The organism is Pseudomonas caricapapayae (assembly GCF_001400735.1).
Taxonomy (GTDB): Bacteria; Pseudomonadota; Gammaproteobacteria; order Pseudomonadales; family Pseudomonadaceae; genus Aquipseudomonas; species Aquipseudomonas caricapapayae.
This window is the reverse complement of record NZ_LJPW01000097.1, coordinates 1-19633: the sequence shown is the minus strand read 5'-3', so window position 1 is coordinate 19633 and position 19633 is coordinate 1. Positions and strand designations below refer to the sequence as shown.

General features: G+C 57.6%; 18 protein-coding genes and 2 pseudogenes. 5 read left to right on the top strand and 15 right to left on the bottom strand.

The window, feature by feature from the left end; genetic code table 11:
• The 9 genes and pseudogenes from aauS to ALO80_RS14210 form a co-directional block, all read right to left on the bottom strand.
• A pseudogene (aauS, locus tag ALO80_RS14250) lies at positions 1-1065 on the bottom strand (two-component sensor histidine kinase AauS); the annotation flags it as partial.
• A 55-nt stretch (positions 1066-1120) separates the two neighbouring features.
• Complete coding sequence (locus tag ALO80_RS14245) at positions 1121-1855, bottom strand: amino acid ABC transporter ATP-binding protein (protein ID WP_003412939.1); 735 nt, start codon at positions 1853-1855, stop codon at positions 1121-1123.
• Complete coding sequence (locus ALO80_RS14240; protein WP_174518954.1) at positions 1852-2520, bottom strand: amino acid ABC transporter permease; 669 nt, start codon at positions 2518-2520, stop codon at positions 1852-1854. The genes ALO80_RS14245 and ALO80_RS14240 overlap by 4 nt, the downstream gene beginning before the upstream one ends.
• Positions 2517-3263 carry an amino acid ABC transporter permease gene (locus ALO80_RS14235; protein WP_055006398.1) on the bottom strand — a complete coding sequence of 249 codons (747 nt, stop codon included), beginning with the start codon at positions 3261-3263 and terminating at the stop codon, positions 2517-2519. Before ALO80_RS14235 ends, ALO80_RS14240 begins: the two co-directional genes overlap by 4 nt.
• 118 nt (positions 3264-3381) lie before the next feature.
• Positions 3382-4296 (bottom strand): glutamate/aspartate ABC transporter substrate-binding protein, encoded by a 915-nt coding sequence (locus ALO80_RS14230; RefSeq protein WP_055009460.1) that lies wholly within the window; start codon positions 4294-4296, stop codon positions 3382-3384.
• A gap of 355 nt (positions 4297-4651) precedes the next feature.
• The gene (gene glpD / locus ALO80_RS14225; RefSeq protein WP_055006396.1) at positions 4652-6190 is read right to left on the bottom strand and encodes a glycerol-3-phosphate dehydrogenase; all 1539 of its coding nucleotides are present in this window, start codon (positions 6188-6190) and stop codon (positions 4652-4654) included.
• Between the two features lie 524 nt (positions 6191-6714).
• Positions 6715-7470 (bottom strand): DeoR/GlpR family transcriptional regulator, encoded by a 756-nt coding sequence (locus ALO80_RS14220; protein WP_054987196.1) that lies wholly within the window; start codon positions 7468-7470, stop codon positions 6715-6717.
• A gap of 99 nt (positions 7471-7569) precedes the next feature.
• Positions 7570-9075, bottom strand: coding sequence for a glycerol kinase GlpK (gene glpK / locus ALO80_RS14215; protein ID WP_054987197.1), 1506 nt, complete (start codon positions 9073-9075; stop codon positions 7570-7572).
• A gap of 60 nt (positions 9076-9135) precedes the next feature.
• A complete protein-coding gene (locus ALO80_RS14210; RefSeq protein ID WP_054987198.1) occupies positions 9136-9993 on the bottom strand; it encodes an MIP/aquaporin family protein in 858 nt (285 codons plus the stop codon).
• A gap of 341 nt (positions 9994-10334) precedes the next feature.
• Between ALO80_RS14210 and ybaK the strand changes: the two genes are divergently transcribed.
• Complete coding sequence (gene ybaK, locus ALO80_RS14205) at positions 10335-10805, top strand: Cys-tRNA(Pro) deacylase (RefSeq protein WP_055009459.1); 471 nt, start codon at positions 10335-10337, stop codon at positions 10803-10805.
• An 8-nt stretch (positions 10806-10813) separates the two neighbouring features.
• On the opposite strand, the gene ALO80_RS14200 is transcribed toward ybaK, so the two are convergent.
• Both ALO80_RS14200 and argF read right to left on the bottom strand, forming a co-directional pair.
• Positions 10814-11887, bottom strand: a complete 1074-nt coding sequence (locus ALO80_RS14200) for an ABC transporter ATP-binding protein (RefSeq protein WP_055009458.1) — start codon at positions 11885-11887, stop codon at positions 10814-10816.
• Positions 11884-12804 carry an ornithine carbamoyltransferase gene (gene argF / locus ALO80_RS14195; protein ID WP_055009457.1) on the bottom strand — a complete coding sequence of 307 codons (921 nt, stop codon included), beginning with the start codon at positions 12802-12804 and terminating at the stop codon, positions 11884-11886. Before argF ends, ALO80_RS14200 begins: the two co-directional genes overlap by 4 nt.
• A gap of 450 nt (positions 12805-13254) precedes the next feature.
• Between argF and ALO80_RS14190 the strand changes: the two genes are divergently transcribed.
• The 3 genes from ALO80_RS14190 to grxD all read left to right on the top strand — a co-directional run bounded on the left by ALO80_RS14190 (position 13255) and on the right by grxD (position 16216).
• Positions 13255-13548, top strand: a complete 294-nt coding sequence (locus ALO80_RS14190; RefSeq protein WP_055009456.1) for a hypothetical protein — start codon at positions 13255-13257, stop codon at positions 13546-13548.
• 132 nt (positions 13549-13680) lie between these two features.
• A complete protein-coding gene (locus ALO80_RS14185; protein ID WP_055009455.1) occupies positions 13681-15801 on the top strand; it encodes a molybdopterin oxidoreductase family protein in 2121 nt (706 codons plus the stop codon).
• An 88-nt stretch (positions 15802-15889) separates the two neighbouring features.
• Positions 15890-16216: a Grx4 family monothiol glutaredoxin gene (grxD, locus tag ALO80_RS14180; RefSeq protein ID WP_002554852.1), complete on the top strand. Its 327-nt coding sequence runs from the start codon at positions 15890-15892 to the stop codon at positions 16214-16216.
• 201 nt (positions 16217-16417) lie between these two features.
• On the opposite strand, the gene bfr is transcribed toward grxD, so the two are convergent.
• The 4 genes from bfr to pyrC form a co-directional block, all read right to left on the bottom strand.
• On the bottom strand, positions 16418-16888 hold the full coding sequence (bfr, locus tag ALO80_RS14175) for a bacterioferritin (RefSeq protein WP_005889341.1): 471 nt from the start codon (positions 16886-16888) through the stop codon (positions 16418-16420).
• A 200-nt stretch (positions 16889-17088) separates the two neighbouring features.
• A complete protein-coding gene (locus tag ALO80_RS14170; protein ID WP_002554850.1) occupies positions 17089-17307 on the bottom strand; it encodes a bacterioferritin-associated ferredoxin in 219 nt (72 codons plus the stop codon).
• A gap of 198 nt (positions 17308-17505) precedes the next feature.
• Complete coding sequence (rnt, locus tag ALO80_RS14165; RefSeq protein WP_003363600.1) at positions 17506-18183, bottom strand: ribonuclease T; 678 nt, start codon at positions 18181-18183, stop codon at positions 17506-17508.
• A complete protein-coding gene (gene pyrC / locus ALO80_RS14160) occupies positions 18180-19223 on the bottom strand; it encodes a dihydroorotase (RefSeq protein WP_055009454.1) in 1044 nt (347 codons plus the stop codon). The genes rnt and pyrC overlap by 4 nt, the downstream gene beginning before the upstream one ends.
• Positions 19224-19401: 178 nt before the next feature.
• Between pyrC and ALO80_RS14155 the strand changes: the two are divergent.
• Positions 19402-19633 (top strand): annotated as a pseudogene (locus ALO80_RS14155) (OmpA family protein); the annotation flags it as partial.

The window sequence follows — 19633 nt, the reverse complement described above, 5'->3', positions numbered from 1 at the left end:
CAGCGCCTCTCTGGCGGCGAGCCGGGTCGAGATCACCTTGCGCCGCTCGTTCCAGGCTATCAGCAGAAAAGTCACCAGCGCGCAGGCCACGGCCACCAGCATGCCCTGATTCGCCGCTTCACGGCGCAGGTCTTCCAGGGGCGTAAGCAGTGTCAGGTGCCAGGATGTGTCGCTCAGCGGCCGGCTCTGGGCCAGATAACTGACTTGCTTGTGTTCCCGGTCAACACTGACGTTGGCCGGAAAGACAAGCTTTTCGACGCCATCGGACAGTGTTTCCCGTTCCAGCGGTACCAGCTCGTTGAGCGGCCACCAGTAGTATTGCAGACTGCGGGCCAGGCGCTCCTTGACCGCCGGGGTCAGTGGGCGCACTGATTTCAGACGGCGAGCAGGGTCGCTGGAAAGAATGATGATGCCGTTCTCGTCGCTGACGAAGGCCTCCAGACGCGCCCGTTGCCAGCGTTCTTCCAGTGCTTCCAGGCGCACCTTGATCACCGCGACACCGATGATCCTGCCTTTGTCTTCCAGGCCGTGAGCAAGGTAGTACCCCGATTCGCCTGTGGTGGTGCCGATGCCGTAAAAGCGGCCGGGCAGGCCGCGCACGGCGTCCTGAAAATAGGCGCGGAAGGAAAGGTCCTCGCCTTGATAGCTGTCGGAGTCGCGCCAGTTGCTGGTGGCCAGTACCCGACCGGTGGTGTCCATCACATAAATGGCTCGGCTGCCACTGCGTCGGTTCATCCCTTCCAGGTAGCGGTTGACCTGCTGTTGAAGCTCGGGACTCGGCTTGTTCAGCAGCTGCGAAACGCTGGATTCAAGCTCCAGAACGCTGGGCAGGTAGGTGTATTTGCTGATTTCGCTCTCGACCGTGCGAGCGTGCAGCTCCAGCTGGCGTTCACCTGTCTCGCGCAAGCTCTTGATGCCGCTGTGTTCACTGATCAGGTAGGCGACATAGCCCAGCCCGATCATCAGCATGAGGATCAGCGGTGGCAAAAACAGTTGGCGGATCAGACGGGGTTTCACGGCGAGTGATGGCGGCGCGGCGCGATACAGAGTGGAGTCGCATTTCATCACAGTCATCCTGAACCGAACAGCTGCCCGCGAAAGCGCGGGCAGCCGGCACTGTCTAGTGCTGGAGAATCTTGGCGAGAAATTGCTGGGCGCGTTCCGAGCGTGCGCTGACGTCGCCGAAGAATTCTTCTTTCGCACAGTCCTCGACGATCTGGCCCTTGTCCATGAAAATCACCCGATTGGCCACCTTGCGAGCGAAGCCCATTTCGTGGGTCACGCACATCATGGTCATGCCTTCGTGTGCCAGTTGAACCATGACGTCGAGCACTTCATTGACCATTTCCGGGTCCAGTGCGGAAGTGGGTTCGTCGAACAGCATGACCACCGGGTCCATCGCCAGTGCGCGAGCAATGGCGACACGCTGTTGCTGACCACCGGAAAGCTGGCCAGGGTGCTTGTGGGCGTGCTCGGAGAGGCCCACCCGGTCGAGCAGTTTCAGGCCTTTCTCGGTCGCTTCGGCCTTGCTGCGGCCCAGCACCTTGATCTGCGCGATGGTCAGGTTTTCAACAATGCTCAGGTGCGGGAACAGTTCGAAATGCTGAAACACCATGCCGACCCGCGAGCGCAGTTTCGGCAGGTTGGTTTTCGAATCGGAGATCGATGTGCCGTCGACGACAATATCGCCTTTCTGAAACGGTTCCAGGGCGTTCACGCATTTGATCAGGGTCGATTTGCCGGAGCCGGACGGCCCGCATACCACAACCACTTCACCTTTGCTGACCTCGGTGCTGCAATCGGTCAGTACCTGGAAATCGCCATACCACTTGTTGACGTTTTTGATGGAAATCATACGGCAAACCTTTTTTGCAGACGCTTCACCAGCAGCGAGGCGGCGAAGCTGATCGTGAAATACACCAGACCGGCAATGATCAGGAACTCGTTGGCGCGACCGATGATGTCGCCGCTGGAGCGCGATGCGTTGAGAAAGTCCACAAGGCCCACGGTGTACACCAGAGAGGTGTCCTGGAACAGAATGATGCTCTGTTGCAGCAACAGCGGGGTCATCTTGCGAAACGCCTGAGGCAGGATGATCAATCGCATCATCTGCGAGTAGTTCATGCCCAGCGCCTGGGCTGCACCCATTTGTCCCTTGGAGATCGACTGAACACCGGCACGGACGATTTCGCAGAAGTACGCGGCTTCGAACATCATGAAGGCCACGACACAGGAGGCGAACGCCCCGATCGGCGTGTCTTCACCGGTAATCCAGCGCAACACGAATGGCACTGCGAGGTAGAACCAGGTGATCACCAGCAGCAGCGGGATCGAACGGAAGTAGTTCACGTAGGCACCAGCCACATTGGCCAGCCATTTGTTCGATGACAGACGCATCAGTGCCAGCAGGGTGCCGAGCACCAGGCCGCCAACGACGCCCATCGCCATCAGCTTCAAGGTCATGAGCATGCCGTTCCACAGGCCGGGAATGGCTGGAACGATTCCAGTGAAGTCCATTATTTGCCCCCCAGCGAGATGAGTCCGGGCACGGCAACTTTCTTCTCGACCATGCGCATCAGCAGCATCAGGCTCATGTTCAGCGTGAAGTAGATGAGGGTTGCGAGCGTAAAGGCTTCAAACAGGTTGGCGGAAAACTCGGCGGTCTGTTTGGTCTGCGCAAGCAGCTCCATCAGGCCAATCAGCGACGCTACCGATGAGTTCTTGAACACGTTCAGAAATTCGGAAGTAAGCGGCGGAATGATGATCCGGTAAGCCTGCGGCAACAGCACGTTCCAGTAGATCTGCGGCAGTTTGAAACCCATGGCCCGTGCGGCCGATTCCTGGCCTTTTGGCAATGCTTCAATGCCGGTACGTACCTGTTCGCAGACCCGGGCAGCAGTAAACAGTCCCAGGCAGACCACCACGCTCAAGAACGCAGAGGTGGTCGGGTTGAGGTCCTGCTTGTACCACTCCTGAAGGTTTTCCGGCAGCAGGTCGGGCACCAGGAAGTACCAGATGAACAGCTGCACCAGCAGTGGCACGTTACGAAAAATTTCCACGTATACCGTGGCGATACCCGATACCAGACGGCTGGGTACAGTGCGCATGACGCCCAGTACCGAACCCAGTATCAAGGCAATGATCCAGGCAACTACAGCGATGGCGATGGTCCAGCCCAGACCGGAGATGAACCAGTCCAGATAAGTCTCACTGCCGACGCCGGTGGACTTGAAGAACACGCCCCAGTCCCAGTTGTAATTCATCAGGGTCTCCCCCTCTTCTTGTTGCTATCGAAATGCACGCACTGTCGTCAGGCGAAAGTGATGAGCCGATCCCGAACCGGCGGTGCCCGTTCGGGATGCAGTCAGGTCAACCGGCTACTCAGGCTTTTTTATCTTCAGCGGCCTTGTCGGTGGGGTTCTGAATCAGCTCCTTGAGTTTGTCGCTCATCGGAAAATTCAGATTCAGGCCTTTCGGAGGGACTGGCGACATGAACCACTTGCTGTAGATAGCGTTGATGTCGCCGGATTTGAAGGTGGCGACAATGGCGTCATCCACGGCCTTCTTGAACGGGGCGTCGCCTTTGCGAACCATGCAACCGTAGATTTCGTAGGATTGCGCAGTACCGGTTACCGCCCAGTCGTCCGGCTTCTTGGCCTTGGCCATTTCGCCTGCCAGCAACGCGTCGTCCATCATGAACGCGACCGCACGGCCGGACTCGAGCATCTGGAAGGATTCGCCATGGTCCTTGGCCGAGATCACGTTCATGCCCATCTGCTTGTCGGCATTCATCGCCTTCAGGATGCGCTCGGATGTAGTGCCCGCGGTGGTGACGACGTTCTTGCCTTTCAGGTCATCGAAGTCCTTGTAGCTGGAATCCTTTTTCGACAGCAGACGCGTACCGACTTCGAAGATGCCGATGGAGAAATCGACCTGCTGCTGACGCTCGACGTTGTTGGTAGTCGACCCGCATTCCACGTCGACGGTGCCGTTCTGAACCAGCGGAATACGGGTCTGAGAGGTCACCAGGTTGTACTTGACCTTGAGGTCAGGCATGTCCAGGTTTTTCTTGATGGCCTCGACGATCTTCAACTGGATGTCATGCGAGTAGCCCATCGGCACGCCTGTAGCATCTGCGATGTAGGAAAACGGTATGGAAGCGTCACGATGACCCAGGGTGATAGTGCCGGACTCTTTGATCTTCTTCAGGGTGCCGGTGAGTTCGGCAGCGAAAACCGGGGTGCTGATCAGGGCGGCAGTGATAGCTGCGCCCAATACGTGGGGAACGATGCGCATGGATGAATCCTTGATTTCATTTTTATTGATGGAGCCGCAATGGCTGCGGCCCGCTTCTTGGCGAATGCTTCAACGGCGTCCATATCCAGACACACGCCCCTGTCGAAACGCTCGGTCCAGACTCTAGAGCACGAGTCGTGCCAAACAGGTTTTTGTTATCAATGCACTGAATTTAAAGGGGTTTATTTTTAAATGAACACTGTGTTCGGCATGGATGTGTCCGGTAAGCCGAATAAGGCAAGGCAGGGTGTTCGGAAAACCGAATGCAATCGCGAGGATTCAGGGAGGGGGAAATGAGCGGCGGGGTATAAAGCCTGTTCACCCGACGGCGGGCGAACAGCCTGTATTCAAGCGGTCAGGCTGCCTCGATGGAGGCCTTGTTGCGTGCAACGGTTTCCAGGTAGCTGCGCACAGCGGCCTGCTCTTCAGGCGTGGTGAACAAGCCGAGTTTGGTGCGGCGCCACAGGATGTCTTCGATGCTGGTGGCCCATTCCTGATCGCACAGGTAATCGACCTCACGGGTATACAGACCGGCACCCAGATGCTGGCCGAGGTCTTCCAGGCTGTGCGCGCCCTCTAACAAGCGCCAGCTGCGGCTGCCATAGGTAATTGACCAGCGTTTGGCGATAGGGGCGGGCAGCCAGCTGAAGCGACGGGTCATTTCAGCTGCCAGTGCTTCAGGCGTGGTCATGTCCTCACCGCCAGGCAGAGCAGCCTTGGCCGTCCAGCTCGGCTTCATCTGTTTGAAGAAGGGTGCCAGCTGTGACATCGCCGATTCAGCCAGTTTGCGATAAGTCGTCAGCTTGCCGCCGAACACCGACAGGATCGGTGCCTCATCGCCGCTGCCCGACAGCGACAGCGTGTAATCGCGGGTGATCGCCGACGGGTTATCGGATTCGTCGTTGCACAACGGACGCACACCCGAATAGGTATGCAGAACGTCCGCACGAGTCAGCTGCTTCTTGAAGTGGTCGTTGGCCACTTTAAGCACGTAATCCATTTCACCATCAGTGATATCAACCTTGTTCGGGTCGCCCTGATATTCGCGGTCGGTGGTGCCGACAATGGTGAAGTGCTCCAGATACGGGATCGTGAACACGATGCGTTTATCTTCGTTTTGCAGAATGAACGCGTGCTCGCCTTCGTACAGTTTCGGCACGATGAGGTGGCTGCCCTGAATCAGGCGAATACCGTAGGCAGACTCGAGTTTGAGATCTTCACGGATAAACTTGGCTACCCACGGGCCTGCGGCATTGACCAGTGCCTTGGCATGGATCGAAAACAGGCTGCCATCGCTTCGTTCCAGATGCAGATGCCACATGCCTTTGATGCGGCGGGCACTGACACAGCGGGTCTGCGTATGAATGTGTGCACCGCTCTCACGGGCGGCCATGGCGTTCAGCACCACCAGACGAGCATCGTCGACCCAGCAGTCGGAGTACTCGAAACCGCGGGTGATGCTCGGGTTGAGCGGGCTGTCCGCACCAAAACGAATGGTCCGTGATGCTGGCAGCTTTTCACGTTTGCCGAGGTTGTCGTACAGGAACATCCCGGCACGAATCATCCATGCTGGACGCAGGTGTGGACGATGGGGCAATACAAAGCGCATAGGCTTCACGATGTGCGGAGCCTTGGCGAGCAACACTTCGCGCTCTGCCAGAGCCTCGCGCACCAGACGAAACTCATAGTGCTCAAGATAGCGCAGGCCACCGTGAATCAGCTTGCTGCTGGCCGATGACGTGTGGCTGGCAAGATCGTCTTTCTCGCACAGAAAAACCGACAGGCCGCGACCGGAGGCATCCGCTGCAATACCGACACCGTTGATGCCACCGCCAATCACGGCAATGTCGTAGACCTCGGAGAGGGGCGGGGTTGGCACAGTAGTGTGGGGCATTGGTGGCCTCCTGGACAATTCGTGAGCAACGCTCGAAAGGCGAATCTGAACATTGATGTTCATTTTCGAAAATAATAGCTCAATAAAATTGCCCTTGCCAGCACGTATCGATTGAAAATACTGATGACTGAATCAGGAAAAGAACAAAAATGAACATTGTAGGGCGGGATTTGTGCGCGGATGATTGACCCCGGACGCCTCATGCTTTTCATGCTCAAACGCGGGAAAGCCCGTGGGTGACGCCTCGCGTCAAAAATCTGAGCCACATCGCAGATGCGGGGAAGGACGCAGAGCGCCCAGAACTGCATGCCAACGCGAGGCGTTGGCACGACAGTGTTCTTGCGGGCATTGTTCGTTCCGCACGCTCCGGGCCAGACACGCCTCGTTCCTCACGCTCCCGCGTGGGAATGCCCTGGGTGATGCTCTGTGTCACGAGTCCACGAGGCGCTGCAGAGACAGGGGCGGATGCAGAGCGGCAGGTCAACGCAGAGCATTGCCTTCGGAACGCCTCAGGTTCTTCACGATCAAACCACTTCCAGGCGAATCTTGTGCTGCGTAAGAAGTTGCTGAAGCGCAGGCACCGGAGGCTGGTCGGTGACCAGGCAATCGATCAGGGTGATCGGTCCGAGCCTGACCATGGCATTGCGCCCGAACTTGCTGGAGTCCGCCGCCAGGAGCACTTTGCGTGCATTGGCGATGATCGCCTGAGAAACCCGTACTTCCTGATAATCGAAATCCAGCAGGCTGCCGTCCTCATCAATGCCGCTGATGCCGACCAGCGCGAAGTCCACTTTGAACTGGGTAATGAAGTCGATACTGCCCTGGCCCACGACGCCGCCGTCACGACGCACATTGCCGCCTGCGATCAGGACCTCGAAATCATCCTTGGCACTGAGGATCGACGCGACATGCAGGTTATTGGTGATGACCTTCAGGTTGCTGTGGTTGAGCAGGGCGCGTGCGATGGATTCGGTAGTGGTGCCGATATTGATGAACAGCGAGGCATTGTCCGGGATCTGCGCGGCGATGGCCTCGGCGATCCGTTGTTTTTCGTCGCGCATCTGATCCGCACGCATGGCGTAGGCGGTGTTTTCGATGCTGGAGTCATAGGCCGCGCCGCCGTGATAGCGACGCAGCAGGTTCATTTCCGCCAGCTGATTGATATCGCGGCGGATGGTTTGTGGGGTCACGACGAACAGCGTCGCCATTTCCTCGATGCTGACGTAACCGCGGTCGCGGACCAGTTCGAGGATCTGTTGTTGGCGGGGAGGCAGGTTCATTGTTTTTCCTTGAGCGCCCTCTACAAATGGCGCCCATCATGCCGCAGGAAAGTGTGACCTGTCAGCCGGAATCCTGCCTCCTCCCTACAACAGCCGGGATCACTCCTCGTTTTCGTGCGGTTCCCAGTCGCGGGTGCGTGCCACGGCTTTTTGCCAGCCTGCGTAAAGTTTCTCGCGGTGCGCCTCTTCGCAGGAAGGTTCGAACACGCGCTCGATCACGGCCTTGTTGCGCAATTCGTCCAGGCTGCTCCAGAAGCCGATCGCCAGGCCAGCCAGGAACGCAGCACCCAACGCTGTTGTTTCACGCATTTGCGGACGCTCGACGTGGGTGCCGAGAATGTCTGCCTGGAACTGCATCAGGAAGTTATTGGCAACTGCACCGCCGTCCACACGCAACGACTTGAGGCGTTCGCCGGAGTCCTGTTGCATGGCATCGAGCACGTCACGGGTCTGATAAGCGATGGACTCCAGCGCCGCACGGATAATGTGGTCGACTTTCACGCCACGGGTCAGACCGAACAATGCGCCTCGTGCGTACGGGTCCCAGTAAGGTGCGCCCAGACCTGTGAAGGCGGGTACCAGATACACGCCGTTGCTGTCCTTGACCTTGCTGGCAAAGTATTCGGTGTCCAGCGCATCGTTGATGAGCTTGAGTTCGTCGCGCAGCCATTGCACGGTCGAGCCACCGTTGAATACGGCGCCTTCCAGCGCATAGGCGACTTCACCACGAGGGCCGCAGCCGATGGTGGTCAGCATGCCATGTGCCGATTTCACGGCTTTTTTACCGGTGTTCATCAGCAGGAAGCAGCCAGTGCCGTAGGTGTTCTTGGCCTGGCCGGGTTCAACGCACATCTGACCGAACAGCGCTGCCTGCTGGTCGCCTGCGATACCGGCAATAGGGATGCCGCTTTTGCTGTGACCGTAGACTTCGGAAGAGGCTTTGACCTCTGGCAGTATCTCGCGCGGGATGTCCAGCACGTCGAGCATGCGCTGATCCCATTCCAGTGTATGGATGTTGAACAGCATGGTCCGCGAGGCGTTGGTGTAGTCGGTGACGTGAACCTTGCCGCCAGTGAATTTCCAGATCAGCCAGGTATCGATCGTGCCGAACATCAACTCGCCTTTGCGGGCGCGCTCGCGACTGCCTTCCACATTGTCGAGGATCCACTTGACCTTGGAGCCGGAGAAGTACGGGTCAATCACCAGGCCTGTAGTGTCCTTGATGTATTCCTCAAGACCGTCGCGCTTGAGTTGCTGGCAGATCTCGGTGCTGCGTCGGCACTGCCAGACAATTGCGTTATAGATAGGGCGACCGGTTTCGCGTTCCCAGATGACTGTGGTTTCGCGTTGGTTGGTAATGCCGATGGCTGCGATCTGGTTGTGGTGCAGGTCCGCCTGCGCCAGCGCTTTGGTCATGCAAGCGGTTTGTGTGGCGAAGATCTCCATCGGGTCGTGCTCGACCCAGCCTGCCTGCGGATAATGCTGTACGAATTCGCTTTGGGCAGTGCTCACCACATTGGCGTCGCGGTCGAAAATGATAGCGCGCGAGCTGGTGGTGCCCTGGTCAAGAGCAATGATGTAGTTCTTGTTCTGTGTGTCAGTCATGTCGATTGCCTTGCATTGTTGGGTGGGATTCAGTTGAGTGAGATTCAAATTGAGTGGAATTCAAGATGAAGCCTGAACTTTGCCGCGAACCACTGGAGCATCTTTTTCGTTTTCAACAGGAACGGCGCTCGGCAGATGACGCGCAATCAGCGCGCGATAGCCGGCTGCACCGAGGCAGGCACCCAGGATGGGTGCAAAAATCGGAACCAGAAAATAAGGAATATCACGACCGCCGGTGAAGGCTATTTCACCCCAGCCTGCGAAGAACGTCATCAGCTTTGGACCGAAGTCGCGAGCCGGGTTCATGGCAAAGCCGGTCAGCGGGCCCATGGCACTGCCAATCACCGCAACCAGCAGGCCGATCAGCAACGGGGCCAGCGCGCCGCGTGGCAGCCCGTTGTTGTCATCGCCCAGGGCCATGATGACGCCCATCAGAATGGTGGTAATGACCACTTCGACCAGAAATGCCTGACCCACCGAAATGGCAGGGTTAGGATAGGTCGAGAATACCGACGCCAGTTCAAGGCTCTGCTCGCTGCCGCGAATGATGTGGTGCGCATGTTCGAAGTCGAAAAAGAGGCTGATGTACAACAGGTACACCAAACCAGCCCCACAGAACGCGCCGGCGATCTGCGCCGAGATGTAAAAAGGCAATTTACGTTTTTCGAATCCGGCAAACAGACTCAGCGCAATGCTGACGGCCGGGTTGAGGTGAGCACCTGAAATACCTGCGCTGAGGTAGATCCCCATGCTGACTGCCATGCCCCAGATGATGCAAATTTCCCACAAGCCGAAAGTGGCTCCCGCGACCTTGAGCGCTGCAACGCATCCTGTGCCGAAAAATATCATCAGCGCGGTGCCAAGAAATTCAGCTACACATTGCCCGGTGAGTGTCGGTTGTTTTAGTGCGATGGTCATGGATACCTCATTTTTGTTTTTGTCTCGGCACCCTGAGACAGGCACGGGTGCTCGTTATTCGTGCGTATCAGAAAAACCCCATTTCTGATCGCTGATGCGAGTTATACCGAAAAATCGCTTTCGATAATATTCGTAAACGAAAAAATATAGACAAGAAACAACGCTGTCAAAGGTCGGAACCGAACGGTCAGAAAATCGATGCGGCCCCGCACAGCCGCTTTATACCGGGAAAATTCACGAAGTTGTCAAAAAGCCATCAGGGTTGCAGATAGCGTGAATCAAGGCATGTTCACTTTACTTGGCTTAAAGTGTCGCGCATCCGTCACTCCTTGGAGCGTTGCATGACACCCGCACTGGATTTGCTGAAAAAACTTCGCGCCGAACATCGCATTCACAGTTATGAACATGACCCGAAAGCGCCCTCATATGGCCTGGAAGCAGCGGAAAAGCTGGGGCTGGAGCCAGCGCGGGTTTTCAAGACGCTGTTGGCCAGTACCGAAAAAGGTGAATTGCTGGTTGCTGTAGTGCCGGTCGTCGGAACACTTGATCTAAAGGCTCTGGCGCACGCTGCCGGGGCCAAGAAAACCGAAATGGCCGACCCTGCGGCGGCGCAGCGCTCAACGGGTTATCTGTTGGGCGGTATCAGCCCGCTGGGTCAGAAAAAGCGCCTGCGCACCTTTATTGACGAAACTGCACAGCGGTTTGAGCATATTTATGTCAGTGCCGGGAGGCGGGGTCTTGAGGTTGAGCTTTCGGCTGCGGTGCTGGCCGAGCACACTCAGGCCATGTTTGCACCGATTGGCAGGGAATGACCTGCGGCTCAGTTGTTGAGCGTATGGGCCGCAATGCTGCCTGGCGCTGCAAACAACACCAGATGTTCAGCCGCTACACGAATACCGACTTCCTCGCCGGGGTTGTGATCGGCATGGCTGGGGAAGACAGCTTCAAGCTGGCTGCCGGTAGAGAGCTGCAGACGGTACAGCGTCGAGGCACCCTGAAACGTTCGCCCGATTACCCGTGCTCTCAGATCGCTGTTCGGCGCATAGACGATATCGTCAGGTCGTAGCAAAACATCCACGGCGCTGCCGCTGACGCCCGGATAGGCCCGGTTGCCGCGCAAGACACCCAGTTCGGTGCGCACTGATTCCGGCTCTATCATCTGCCCGCGAATGAAATAACCCTGGCCGATGAAGCTGGCGACATAAGGGGTTCGGGGTTCGTGATACAGATTGTAAGGTGTGTCCCACTGCTCCAGACGACCCTCCTTGAATACGCCGACATGGTCGCTGACGGCGAAAGCCTCTTCCTGGTCATGAGTCACCAGAATCGCGCTGGTGCCGCGCGCCTTGAGAATATCGCGCACTTCATGGCTCAACCTCCGGCGCAACTCGCCGTCCAGGTTGGAAAAGGGCTCATCGAGCAACAGCAGTTGCGGCTCAGGCGCCAGTGCTCTGGCCAGCGCCACACGTTGTTGCTGTCCACCGGACAGTTCGTGGGGATAGCGTTTGCCCAATGCACCCAGGTTGACCAGCTCAAGCAGTTCGGCGATGACATGTTTCAGACGCGGATGGCTGCGAACACCGAATGCAATGTTATCGGCGACGCTCAAGTGCGGAAACAGTGCGTAGTCCTGAAATACCATGCCGATGCGGCGTTTCTCGGGTGCCAGAGTCCAGCCCGGACGGGAGATGACTTCGCCTGCCAGGGTGATCTCGCCCGCATGGATGGGTTCGAAACCTGCAATGGCGCGCAGTGTCGTGGTCTTGCCGCAGCCCGATGAGCCCAGCAGGCAGCCGATATCACCCGCGTTGAGGTGCAGGTTCAGATCCTGCACCACGCGCTGGTTCTGATAGCCGCAAGCGAGGTTGCGCAGGTTTAGCAGCAACGGTTTCATGCTGGCTTGCAGGACGGCGCGACGAGAAACTCCAGCAACGCTTTCTGCGCATGCAGGCGATTTTCCGCCTGATCCCAGGCGACCGAGCGTGAATCATCCAGCAGGTCGATGCTGATTTCTTCGCCACGATGGGCGGGCAGGCAGTGCATGAACAGCACGTCCTTGTCAGCCAGGTCGAGCAGGGCGCGCGTGACCTGAAACGGCGCGAACAACTTCTTGCGCCGGGCGGTTTCCTCTTCCTGGCCCATTGAGGTCCACACATCGGTGCTGACCAGATGTGCGCCGGCAACTGCGGCTTTCGGATCGCGGACCACGGTGACACGCTCTCCTGCCAGTGCCAGGAACTCGGCATTTGGCTCGTAGCCCGCAGGGCAGGCCACACGCAACTGGAAGTCGAACTGAATCGCCGCTTCTATATAGCTGTTGCACATGTTGTTGCCATCACCGATCCAGGCGACAGTTTTGCCCTTGATCGAGCCGCGATGCTCCAGAAAAGTCTGCATGTCGGCGAGCAACTGGCAGGGGTGCAGGTCATCCGACAGGCCATTGATGACCGGTACACGGGAATTGGCGGCGAATTCGGTCAGATTGCTGTGCGCATAGGTACGGATCATCACCGCATCGAGCATGCGTGACATCACTTTCGCACTGTCGGCAATCGGCTCGCCACGGCCTAACTGGGTGTCTCGATGGGACAAGAAGATGGCCTGACCACCCAGTTGAATCATCCCTGCTTCGAAAGAAAGACGGGTACGTGTCGAGGATTTCTCGAAAATCATCCCCAGCACCCGGTTCTTCAGCGGCTCAAAAAGCACACCGCGATTTCGCAGGTCTTTGAGCTCTACGCCACGACGGATCAAGCCCAGGAGTTCGTCTGGGGTGTAATCCATCATCGAGAGAAAGTGCCTGGCGTTCATGATTAACTACCTTTTTTGCAACAGACCACAGGTTATCAAAGCCGGTTTTTATCGGGAAAACGGGCGAGACCTGCGGCGGAAGCCGCACGAGGCGACGAATAGGAAAGGCGCGATAGTATAAAAAAATGTCGCGTCTTACCAATAGCATGCATCTTTCTGAAACATTGCTGCCATCGGCGCTTGGCTTCAGGGAGCACCGTTATTTCGTGTTGACGGGTCAGAAATTGGCTAAGCTGAGGAGGCTAATAGCCATCTGCGCTTTTTCCGAAGGCAGCATTTGTACACTGCACAAATAGCACTTGGCAATTAGTACCAATCCTGCAACAGTCCGTGTTTGCGCGGGCGCGCTTAATGCGATGCGCTTCACGGGCTTGAAACAAGGACCGTTTCTTTAATGCCGGGCGTAGGTTATAAATCGTTGCCGATACATTACTGATCGAGGGCTAGGGAATGGACTCAAAAGAGCGTCAACTAACGGAGTTACTCGGGCTGACCGCTCGTACGCTTACCCATCTGACGGCCTCCATGACCTCGATGTCCTTCGAGTTGCTGCGCAGCGAGGACGAAGTCACGCGCACTGCAGGCCGGCGCATGATTGACCGCATGGCGACCATCAGCTCGGGGCTCGATGAGCACTGGCGTCTGATCGGCGACCTGACCGGTGTTCACCTGGCTCAGGAGCAGGTTGAAACCGTGACTGAAATCCAGTTGCAGCGCAAGGTCGTGACGCCTATCGGCGGTTGACCCGGTCCGCTCATCTGCCCGCCTGATGCCCCTCGATTCACAAGACGAACGTCAGTGGCGTGGGTTATTGCAAGGCACCATAGTGATTGTTCGGCAGTCAACCGGATTGTCATGACAAGATCTGAGGCTGTGATGACCCGGACTGAACACTACCGCGCCTGTCACTTGTGCGAGGCCATTTGCGGCCTCGTCATCGAAACTGTTTCGCAACCCGACGCTGCGCCCCGGATTACCTCGATCAAGGGCGATCCGCTGGACACCTTCAGCCGTGGTCATATCTGTCCCAAGGCGGTTGCGCTGCAAGACATCCAGAACGACCCTGATCGCCTGCGCCAGCCGATGCTGCGCACAGGTGACCAATGGCAACCCATTGCTTGGCAAGAGGCGTTCGATCTGGTGGCGGAGCGGGTCTACGCCATTCAGCAACGTCATGGACAGAACGCGGTAGCGGTCTATCAGGGCAACCCCAGCGTGCATAACTACGGGTTGATGACCCACAGCAATTACTTCCTCGGTCTGCTCAAAACCCGCAATCGCTTTTCGGCCACCTCGGTCGATCAACTGCCGCACCACCTCACCAGCTTTTTAATGTACGGCCACGGCATGCTGTTGCCGATTCCGGATATCGATCACACCGACTTCATGTTGATCCTTGGCGGCAACCCGCTGGCGTCCAACGGCAGCATCATGACTGTGCCTGACGTTGAAAAGCGTCTGAAAGCCATTCAGCAGCGTGGTGGCAAACTGGTAGTCATCGACCCGCGCCGCAGCGAGACGGCAGCCATCGCCGACCAGCATCTGTTCGTGCGTCCGGGCGGTGATGCGGCGCTGCTGTTCGGGTTGCTGAACACCCTTTTCGAAGAAGGGCTGACCTGCGAAACCCACTTGCCCGTCGACGGTCTGGATCAAGTGCGACAGGCCATTGCCGGTTTCACTGCTGAGGCCATGGCGCCCCGCTGCGGCATTGCAGCCGGGCAGATTCGGCAACTGGCGCGGGATTTTGCGGCGGCCGACAAGGCGGTCTGTTATGGGCGAATGGGTGTTTCCACCCAGGCTTTCGGCACGCTGTGCCACTGGCTGGCGCAACTGATCAATCTGGTAACCGGCAACCTGGATCGCGTCGGCGGGGCGCTGTGTACGGAGCCTGCCGTCGACCTTGTCAGCTCCACTTCCGGGGGGCATTTCAATCTATGGCAAAGCCGGGTGTCCGGCCTGCCTGAGTACGGTGGCGAGCTACCGGTTTCTGCGCTGGCCGAGGAGATGCTCGTGGAGGGGGAAGGGCAGGTCCGTGCGCTGGTGACAGTCGCGGGCAACCCTGTGCTGTCGACGCCCAATGGTCGTCAATTGGAGCGGGCGCTCGAAGGGCTGGAGTTCATGCTCAGCATTGATCTTTACATCAACGAGACCACGCGCCACGCCGACCTGATTCTGCCGTCTACTTCGGCGCTGGAAAACGATCACTACGACACCACCTTCAATACCCTGGCGGTACGCAACGTCACCCGCTTCAATCGGGCGATTTTTGCCAAGCCCGAAGGTGCGCTGCATGACTGGGAAATTTTCGTCGGTCTGGCCAGGTCTTTTGCAGCCAGGGCGCAGCGGGAACTCAAACCTACCGTGCCACCGGCGCAGATGATTGATCGCGGGTTGCGCGTCGGCTTCTATGGAGATGCGTCACCTTACTCGCTGTCACTGGAAACCCTCTCCAGTCATCCGCATGGCCTGGATCTAGGGGCCTTGAAGCCTAACCTCACAGAACGCCTGAAAACCGCCAATGGGCGGGTTCAGGCGGCCCCCGAAGCGATCATGGCGGACCTTGCACGGTTTGCAGTCGACCTTGCTCCCGATCCGGCCTTCAAGCCCGGTGATCTGCTGCTGATTGGCCGTCGACATGTACGCAGCAACAATTCGTGGATGCACAACTACCATCGACTGGTGAAGGGCAAGCCACGCCATCAACTGCTGATGCACCCTGACGATCTTGTTGCTCGTGGTCTTGGTGATGGCCAGCAGGTTCGGGTCAGCTCTCGTGTCGGGGTGATCGAGGTGCAGGTGCTGAGCAGTGTGGACATGATGCCGGGCGTGGTCAGTCTGCCGCACGGCTGGGGGCATTCGCGTTCGGGGGTAAAAATGGAGATCGCCAAGAGCCAGCCCGGGGTCAGTGCCAATGACCTGACTGACGAACGGCAACTGGATGCGCTGTCCGGCAATGCGGCGTTAAACGGCGTGCCGGTGCAGGTGGCTGCCTGTTAAGGCTCAAGACAGAGCGTCATGCTCGGGATTTCGTTACAATGCGCCACCGTGCCGACAACTGAGTCGGATCATTCAGCCGAGGTGCTCCATGGATATCATCGAAACGATCAAAGAGCAGATTGCCAACAACACCATTCTGCTTTACATGAAAGGCGCTCCGAACGCCCCGCAATGCGGCTTTTCGGCCAAGGCTTCCCAGGCATTGATGGCGTGTGGCGAAAAGTTTGCCTACGTCGACATTCTGCAAAACCCTGAAATCCGCGCCAACCTGCCAAAGTACGCCAACTGGCCGACTTTCCCGCAGCTGTGGGTTGCCGGTGAGCTGGTTGGTGGTAGCGACATCATTACCGAAATGATGGCTGACGGCTCGTTGCAGACGTTGGTCAAGGAAGCGTCCGCCGCCAAGGCCGAGTAAAGCCTCGCGCACAGCGTGGGCACGCAGCTTTTGACGCTCTGCGTCACTTGGAGGACGCAGAGCGTCCTGAACGGCATGTCGACGCAGAGCGTCGCACGATAGTCGAGATTATCGTTCCCTGCGCTCCAGCATGGTTTTACGCACAAGAAAAAGCCCGCTCTCGATTGAGGCGGGCTTTTTCATTGCAACGCGGCCGGTGAATCAGTCACCCATCTGCGACTGCAGGTAGTTCTCTATACCGACTTTGACGATCAGACCCAGTTGGGTCTCGAGCCAGTCGATCTGCTCTTCCTTGGGCTCAAGGATGTCTTCCAGCAGTTCTCGGCTGCCAAAGTCACCGACCGTTTCGAAGTGAGCAATGGCCGCCTTCAGATCGGCCAGACCCTTTTGCTCTATCTTCAGGTCGCATTCCAGCATCTCTTTGGTGTGCTCACCGATCAGGATCTTGCCCAGGTCCTGCAGGTTGGGCAGACCTTCCAGAAACAGCGTGCGCTTGATCAGCTTGTCAGCGTACTTCATCGCGTGGATGGACTCATGATACTCATGGCCACCGAGTTTTTTCAGACCCCAGTCTTCATACATGCGCGCATGCAGAAAGTACTGATTGATAGCGACCAGCTCGTTCCCGAGGATCTTGTTGAGATGCTGGATGACTGTGATGTCGCCTTTCATGTTCGAGGTCCTGCCGGTGGCTTGTGTATATAAGTGCCGAGTGTGAGCTGCACTTAATCGCCTGTCAAACCTAAGTGGTTGAATAATAAGTGAAATTAAATAGGAATAAGAATGTTTGAGTTCCGCATCTTGACGCTAAGCGCTTGAATTACAGGCATAAAAAAACCGGACAGGGTGTCCGGTTCTTTAAAAGAGGGGGTTCAGGCTGCTGAAAATTCTGCTGGATAGGCCAGCGATGCCTGAGTGGTTTGCAGTTCTGTCAGCGTGTCACGCACCACTTCCTTTGCCAGGCAGGCGCATTTTCCACATTTACTCGCAACACCCAGAGTTTCACGGACTTCACGATAACTGCAGCAGCCTTCCAGAATTGCATCCCGGATTTGACCGTCTGTGACACCTTGGCAGAGGCAAACATACATAAGCTATGGACCGTCGCTGGTTTATTGCTTGGTGCCGAGGAGCTTAATGTTAATGAGAATGCTTGTCAAAACTGTTTTGGGTTCGATTCAGGTAGAGCGATGAGTGGTCTGTTTCATGATGAGTGCATGCTTTCATACGCTCAAGGCAGGCCTGAAAAAAACCGGCGCAAGGCCGGCTTATTCACTGACGTATCGACGTTAATCGTCGAAGTCTTCCCAACCGCCCATCTCTTTCCAGCGGTTGACGATGCCGCAGAACAGCTCTGCAGTCTTCTCGGTATCGTAACGAGCCGAATGGGCCTCACGCCCGTCGAAATCGATTCCAGCGGCCTGACAGGCCTTGGCCAGGACGGTCTGACCGTAAGCCAGCCCGGCAAGGGTGGCGGTGTCGAAGCTTGAGAACGGATGAAACGGGTTACGTTTCATGTCCATCCGCGCGACAGCGGCGTTGACGAAGCCGAGGTCGAAGCTGGCGTTGTGGCCGACCAGCACTGCACGTTTGCAGCCATTGGCCTTGAGGGCCTTGCGCACGCCGCGGAAGATGTCGTTCATCGCGGTTTCTTCGCTGACCGCCATGCGCAGCGGGTGGTCGAGCTTGATGCCGGTGAACTCCAGCGCAGCGGCTTCGATGTTGGCACCTTCGAACGGCTCGACGCGGAAGAAATAGGTGTGTTCAGGGAACACGAAGCCTTTTTCGTCCATGCCGATGGTCACGGCGGCAATTTCCAGCAAGGCATCGGTGGCTGAATTGAAACCGCCGGTTTCTACGTCGACGACCACGGGCAGGTAACCACGAAAGCGGGCTGCCATCGGGTGACGGGAACCGCCGCCACCGCCGTGGCCTTCGTGTTCGTCGTCAAAATGATCTTCACTCACGCGTGTTCCTCCAGACGCCAGCGCAGTTTTTCACCAGCGCGCAGCGGGATAACAGTCAACTCGCCAAACGGCAGGCTGGCAGGGGCGGTCCACTCGTCACGCACCAGCGTGATGGTGTCCTGATTGGCTGGCAAGCCGTAGAACGCCGGACCGTGAAGGCTGGCAAAGCCTTCCAGCTTGTCCAGAGCGTTACGCTGCTCGAAAGCTTCGGCATACAGTTCGATGGCCGCATAGGCGGTATAGCACCCGGCGCAGCCGCAGGCGTTTTCCTTGGCATGCTGGGCATGCGGCGCCGAATCGGTACCCAGGAAGAACTTGCCGCTACCGCTGGTGGCCGCGTCGAGCAGGGAAGCCTGATGCGTATTGCGCTTGAGAATCGGCAGGCAGTAGAAGTGCGGGCGAATTCCGCCGACCAGCATGTGGTTGCGGTTGTACAACAGGTGATGCGCGGTGATGGTTGCCGCGACATTGGCTGAGGCTTCGTTGACGAACTGTACCGCTTCACCGGTGGTGATGTGTTCAAACACCACTTTCAGGGTCGGAAAACGCTCGACTACACGACGCAGATGTTCATCGATGAAAACCTTTTCACGATCGAACACGTCGATTTCGCCGCGTGTCACTTCCCCGTGCACCAGCAGCAGCATGCCGACTTCGGCCATGGTCTCGAGGGCAGGGAAGATCTTGTCGATGCTGGTGACACCGGAATCGGAATTGGTGGTCGCGCCGGCCGGATACAATTTGGCGGCGTGGACGAAGCCACTGGCCTTTGCCGTACGAATGTCTTGCGGCGTGGTCTGGTCGGTGAGGTAGAGCACCATCAACGGCTCGAAGCGGCTACCGGCCGGACGTGCAGCCAGAATGCGCTGACGATAGGCATCGGCTTGCTGCGCGTTGCGTACCGGAGGCACGAGGTTGGGCATGATGATTGCGCGGCCAAAAGTTCGCGCTACGTCGGCAACGGTATGAGGCAAGACAGCTCCGTCACGGAGGTGAATGTGCCAGTCGTCGGGACGCAGGAGGGTCAGGCGGTCAGACATTGGGGATTCCAGGCGGGTCAAACTCGCTGGGAATGCTACCGGAAAAGACTCTCTCAGGCATCCGCTATCAAGTTTTGCACGAAGTTACCGATAGCCCCTTTGTCAGTCAGTCATTTTTGTTTCGCGTTCATTTCCAGTGGAGCCTCCCGTGCGCCAGCGATATTTAGCCTTGCTCAGCATGTTTGCCAGCCTCCCGGCGATGGCTATCAGTTTCCAGACACGTCTGGAGAGCATCGAGTGGAAGGTCGAAGGCGATCAGTTCGAATGCCGCCTGACTCAGCCGATCACCGACTTCGGTGCCGGTGAGTTCGTGCGCCGTGCGGGAGAGCAGGCGACATTTCGCCTCAAGGCTGCATACAACGTGCTGGGCAACGGTTCCGCGACCCTGCTGGCCGCTGCGGCGCCCTGGC

Excerpts from the sequence above, each read along its gene's own strand:
- argF (WP_055009457.1), bottom strand. The coding sequence starts at position 12,804 with ATGAACGCCAGGCACTTTCTCTCGATGATGGATTACACCCCAGACGAA.
- ALO80_RS14245 (WP_003412939.1), bottom strand. The coding sequence starts at position 1,855 with ATGATTTCCATCAAAAACGTCAACAAGTGGTATGGCGATTTCCAGGTA.
- ALO80_RS14200 (WP_055009458.1), bottom strand. The coding sequence starts at position 11,887 with ATGAAACCGTTGCTGCTAAACCTGCGCAACCTCGCTTGCGGCTATCAG.
- glpK (WP_054987197.1), bottom strand. The coding sequence starts at position 9,075 with ATGACTGACACACAGAACAAGAACTACATCATTGCTCTTGACCAGGGC.
- ybaK (WP_055009459.1), top strand. The coding sequence starts at position 10,335 with ATGACACCCGCACTGGATTTGCTGAAAAAACTTCGCGCCGAACATCGC.
- ALO80_RS14185 (WP_055009455.1), top strand. The coding sequence starts at position 13,681 with ATGACCCGGACTGAACACTACCGCGCCTGTCACTTGTGCGAGGCCATT.
- ALO80_RS14230 (WP_055009460.1), bottom strand. The coding sequence starts at position 4,296 with ATGCGCATCGTTCCCCACGTATTGGGCGCAGCTATCACTGCCGCCCTG.
- ALO80_RS14170 (WP_002554850.1), bottom strand. The coding sequence starts at position 17,307 with ATGTATGTTTGCCTCTGCCAAGGTGTCACAGACGGTCAAATCCGGGAT.
- ALO80_RS14190 (WP_055009456.1), top strand. The coding sequence starts at position 13,255 with ATGGACTCAAAAGAGCGTCAACTAACGGAGTTACTCGGGCTGACCGCT.
- bfr (WP_005889341.1), bottom strand. The coding sequence starts at position 16,888 with ATGAAAGGCGACATCACAGTCATCCAGCATCTCAACAAGATCCTCGGG.
- pyrC (WP_055009454.1), bottom strand. The coding sequence starts at position 19,223 with ATGTCTGACCGCCTGACCCTCCTGCGTCCCGACGACTGGCACATTCAC.
- glpD (WP_055006396.1), bottom strand. The coding sequence starts at position 6,190 with ATGCCCCACACTACTGTGCCAACCCCGCCCCTCTCCGAGGTCTACGAC.
- ALO80_RS14235 (WP_055006398.1), bottom strand. The coding sequence starts at position 3,263 with ATGAATTACAACTGGGACTGGGGCGTGTTCTTCAAGTCCACCGGCGTC.
- ALO80_RS14220 (WP_054987196.1), bottom strand. The coding sequence starts at position 7,470 with ATGAACCTGCCTCCCCGCCAACAACAGATCCTCGAACTGGTCCGCGAC.
- ALO80_RS14210 (WP_054987198.1), bottom strand. The coding sequence starts at position 9,993 with ATGACCATCGCACTAAAACAACCGACACTCACCGGGCAATGTGTAGCT.
- grxD (WP_002554852.1), top strand. The coding sequence starts at position 15,890 with ATGGATATCATCGAAACGATCAAAGAGCAGATTGCCAACAACACCATT.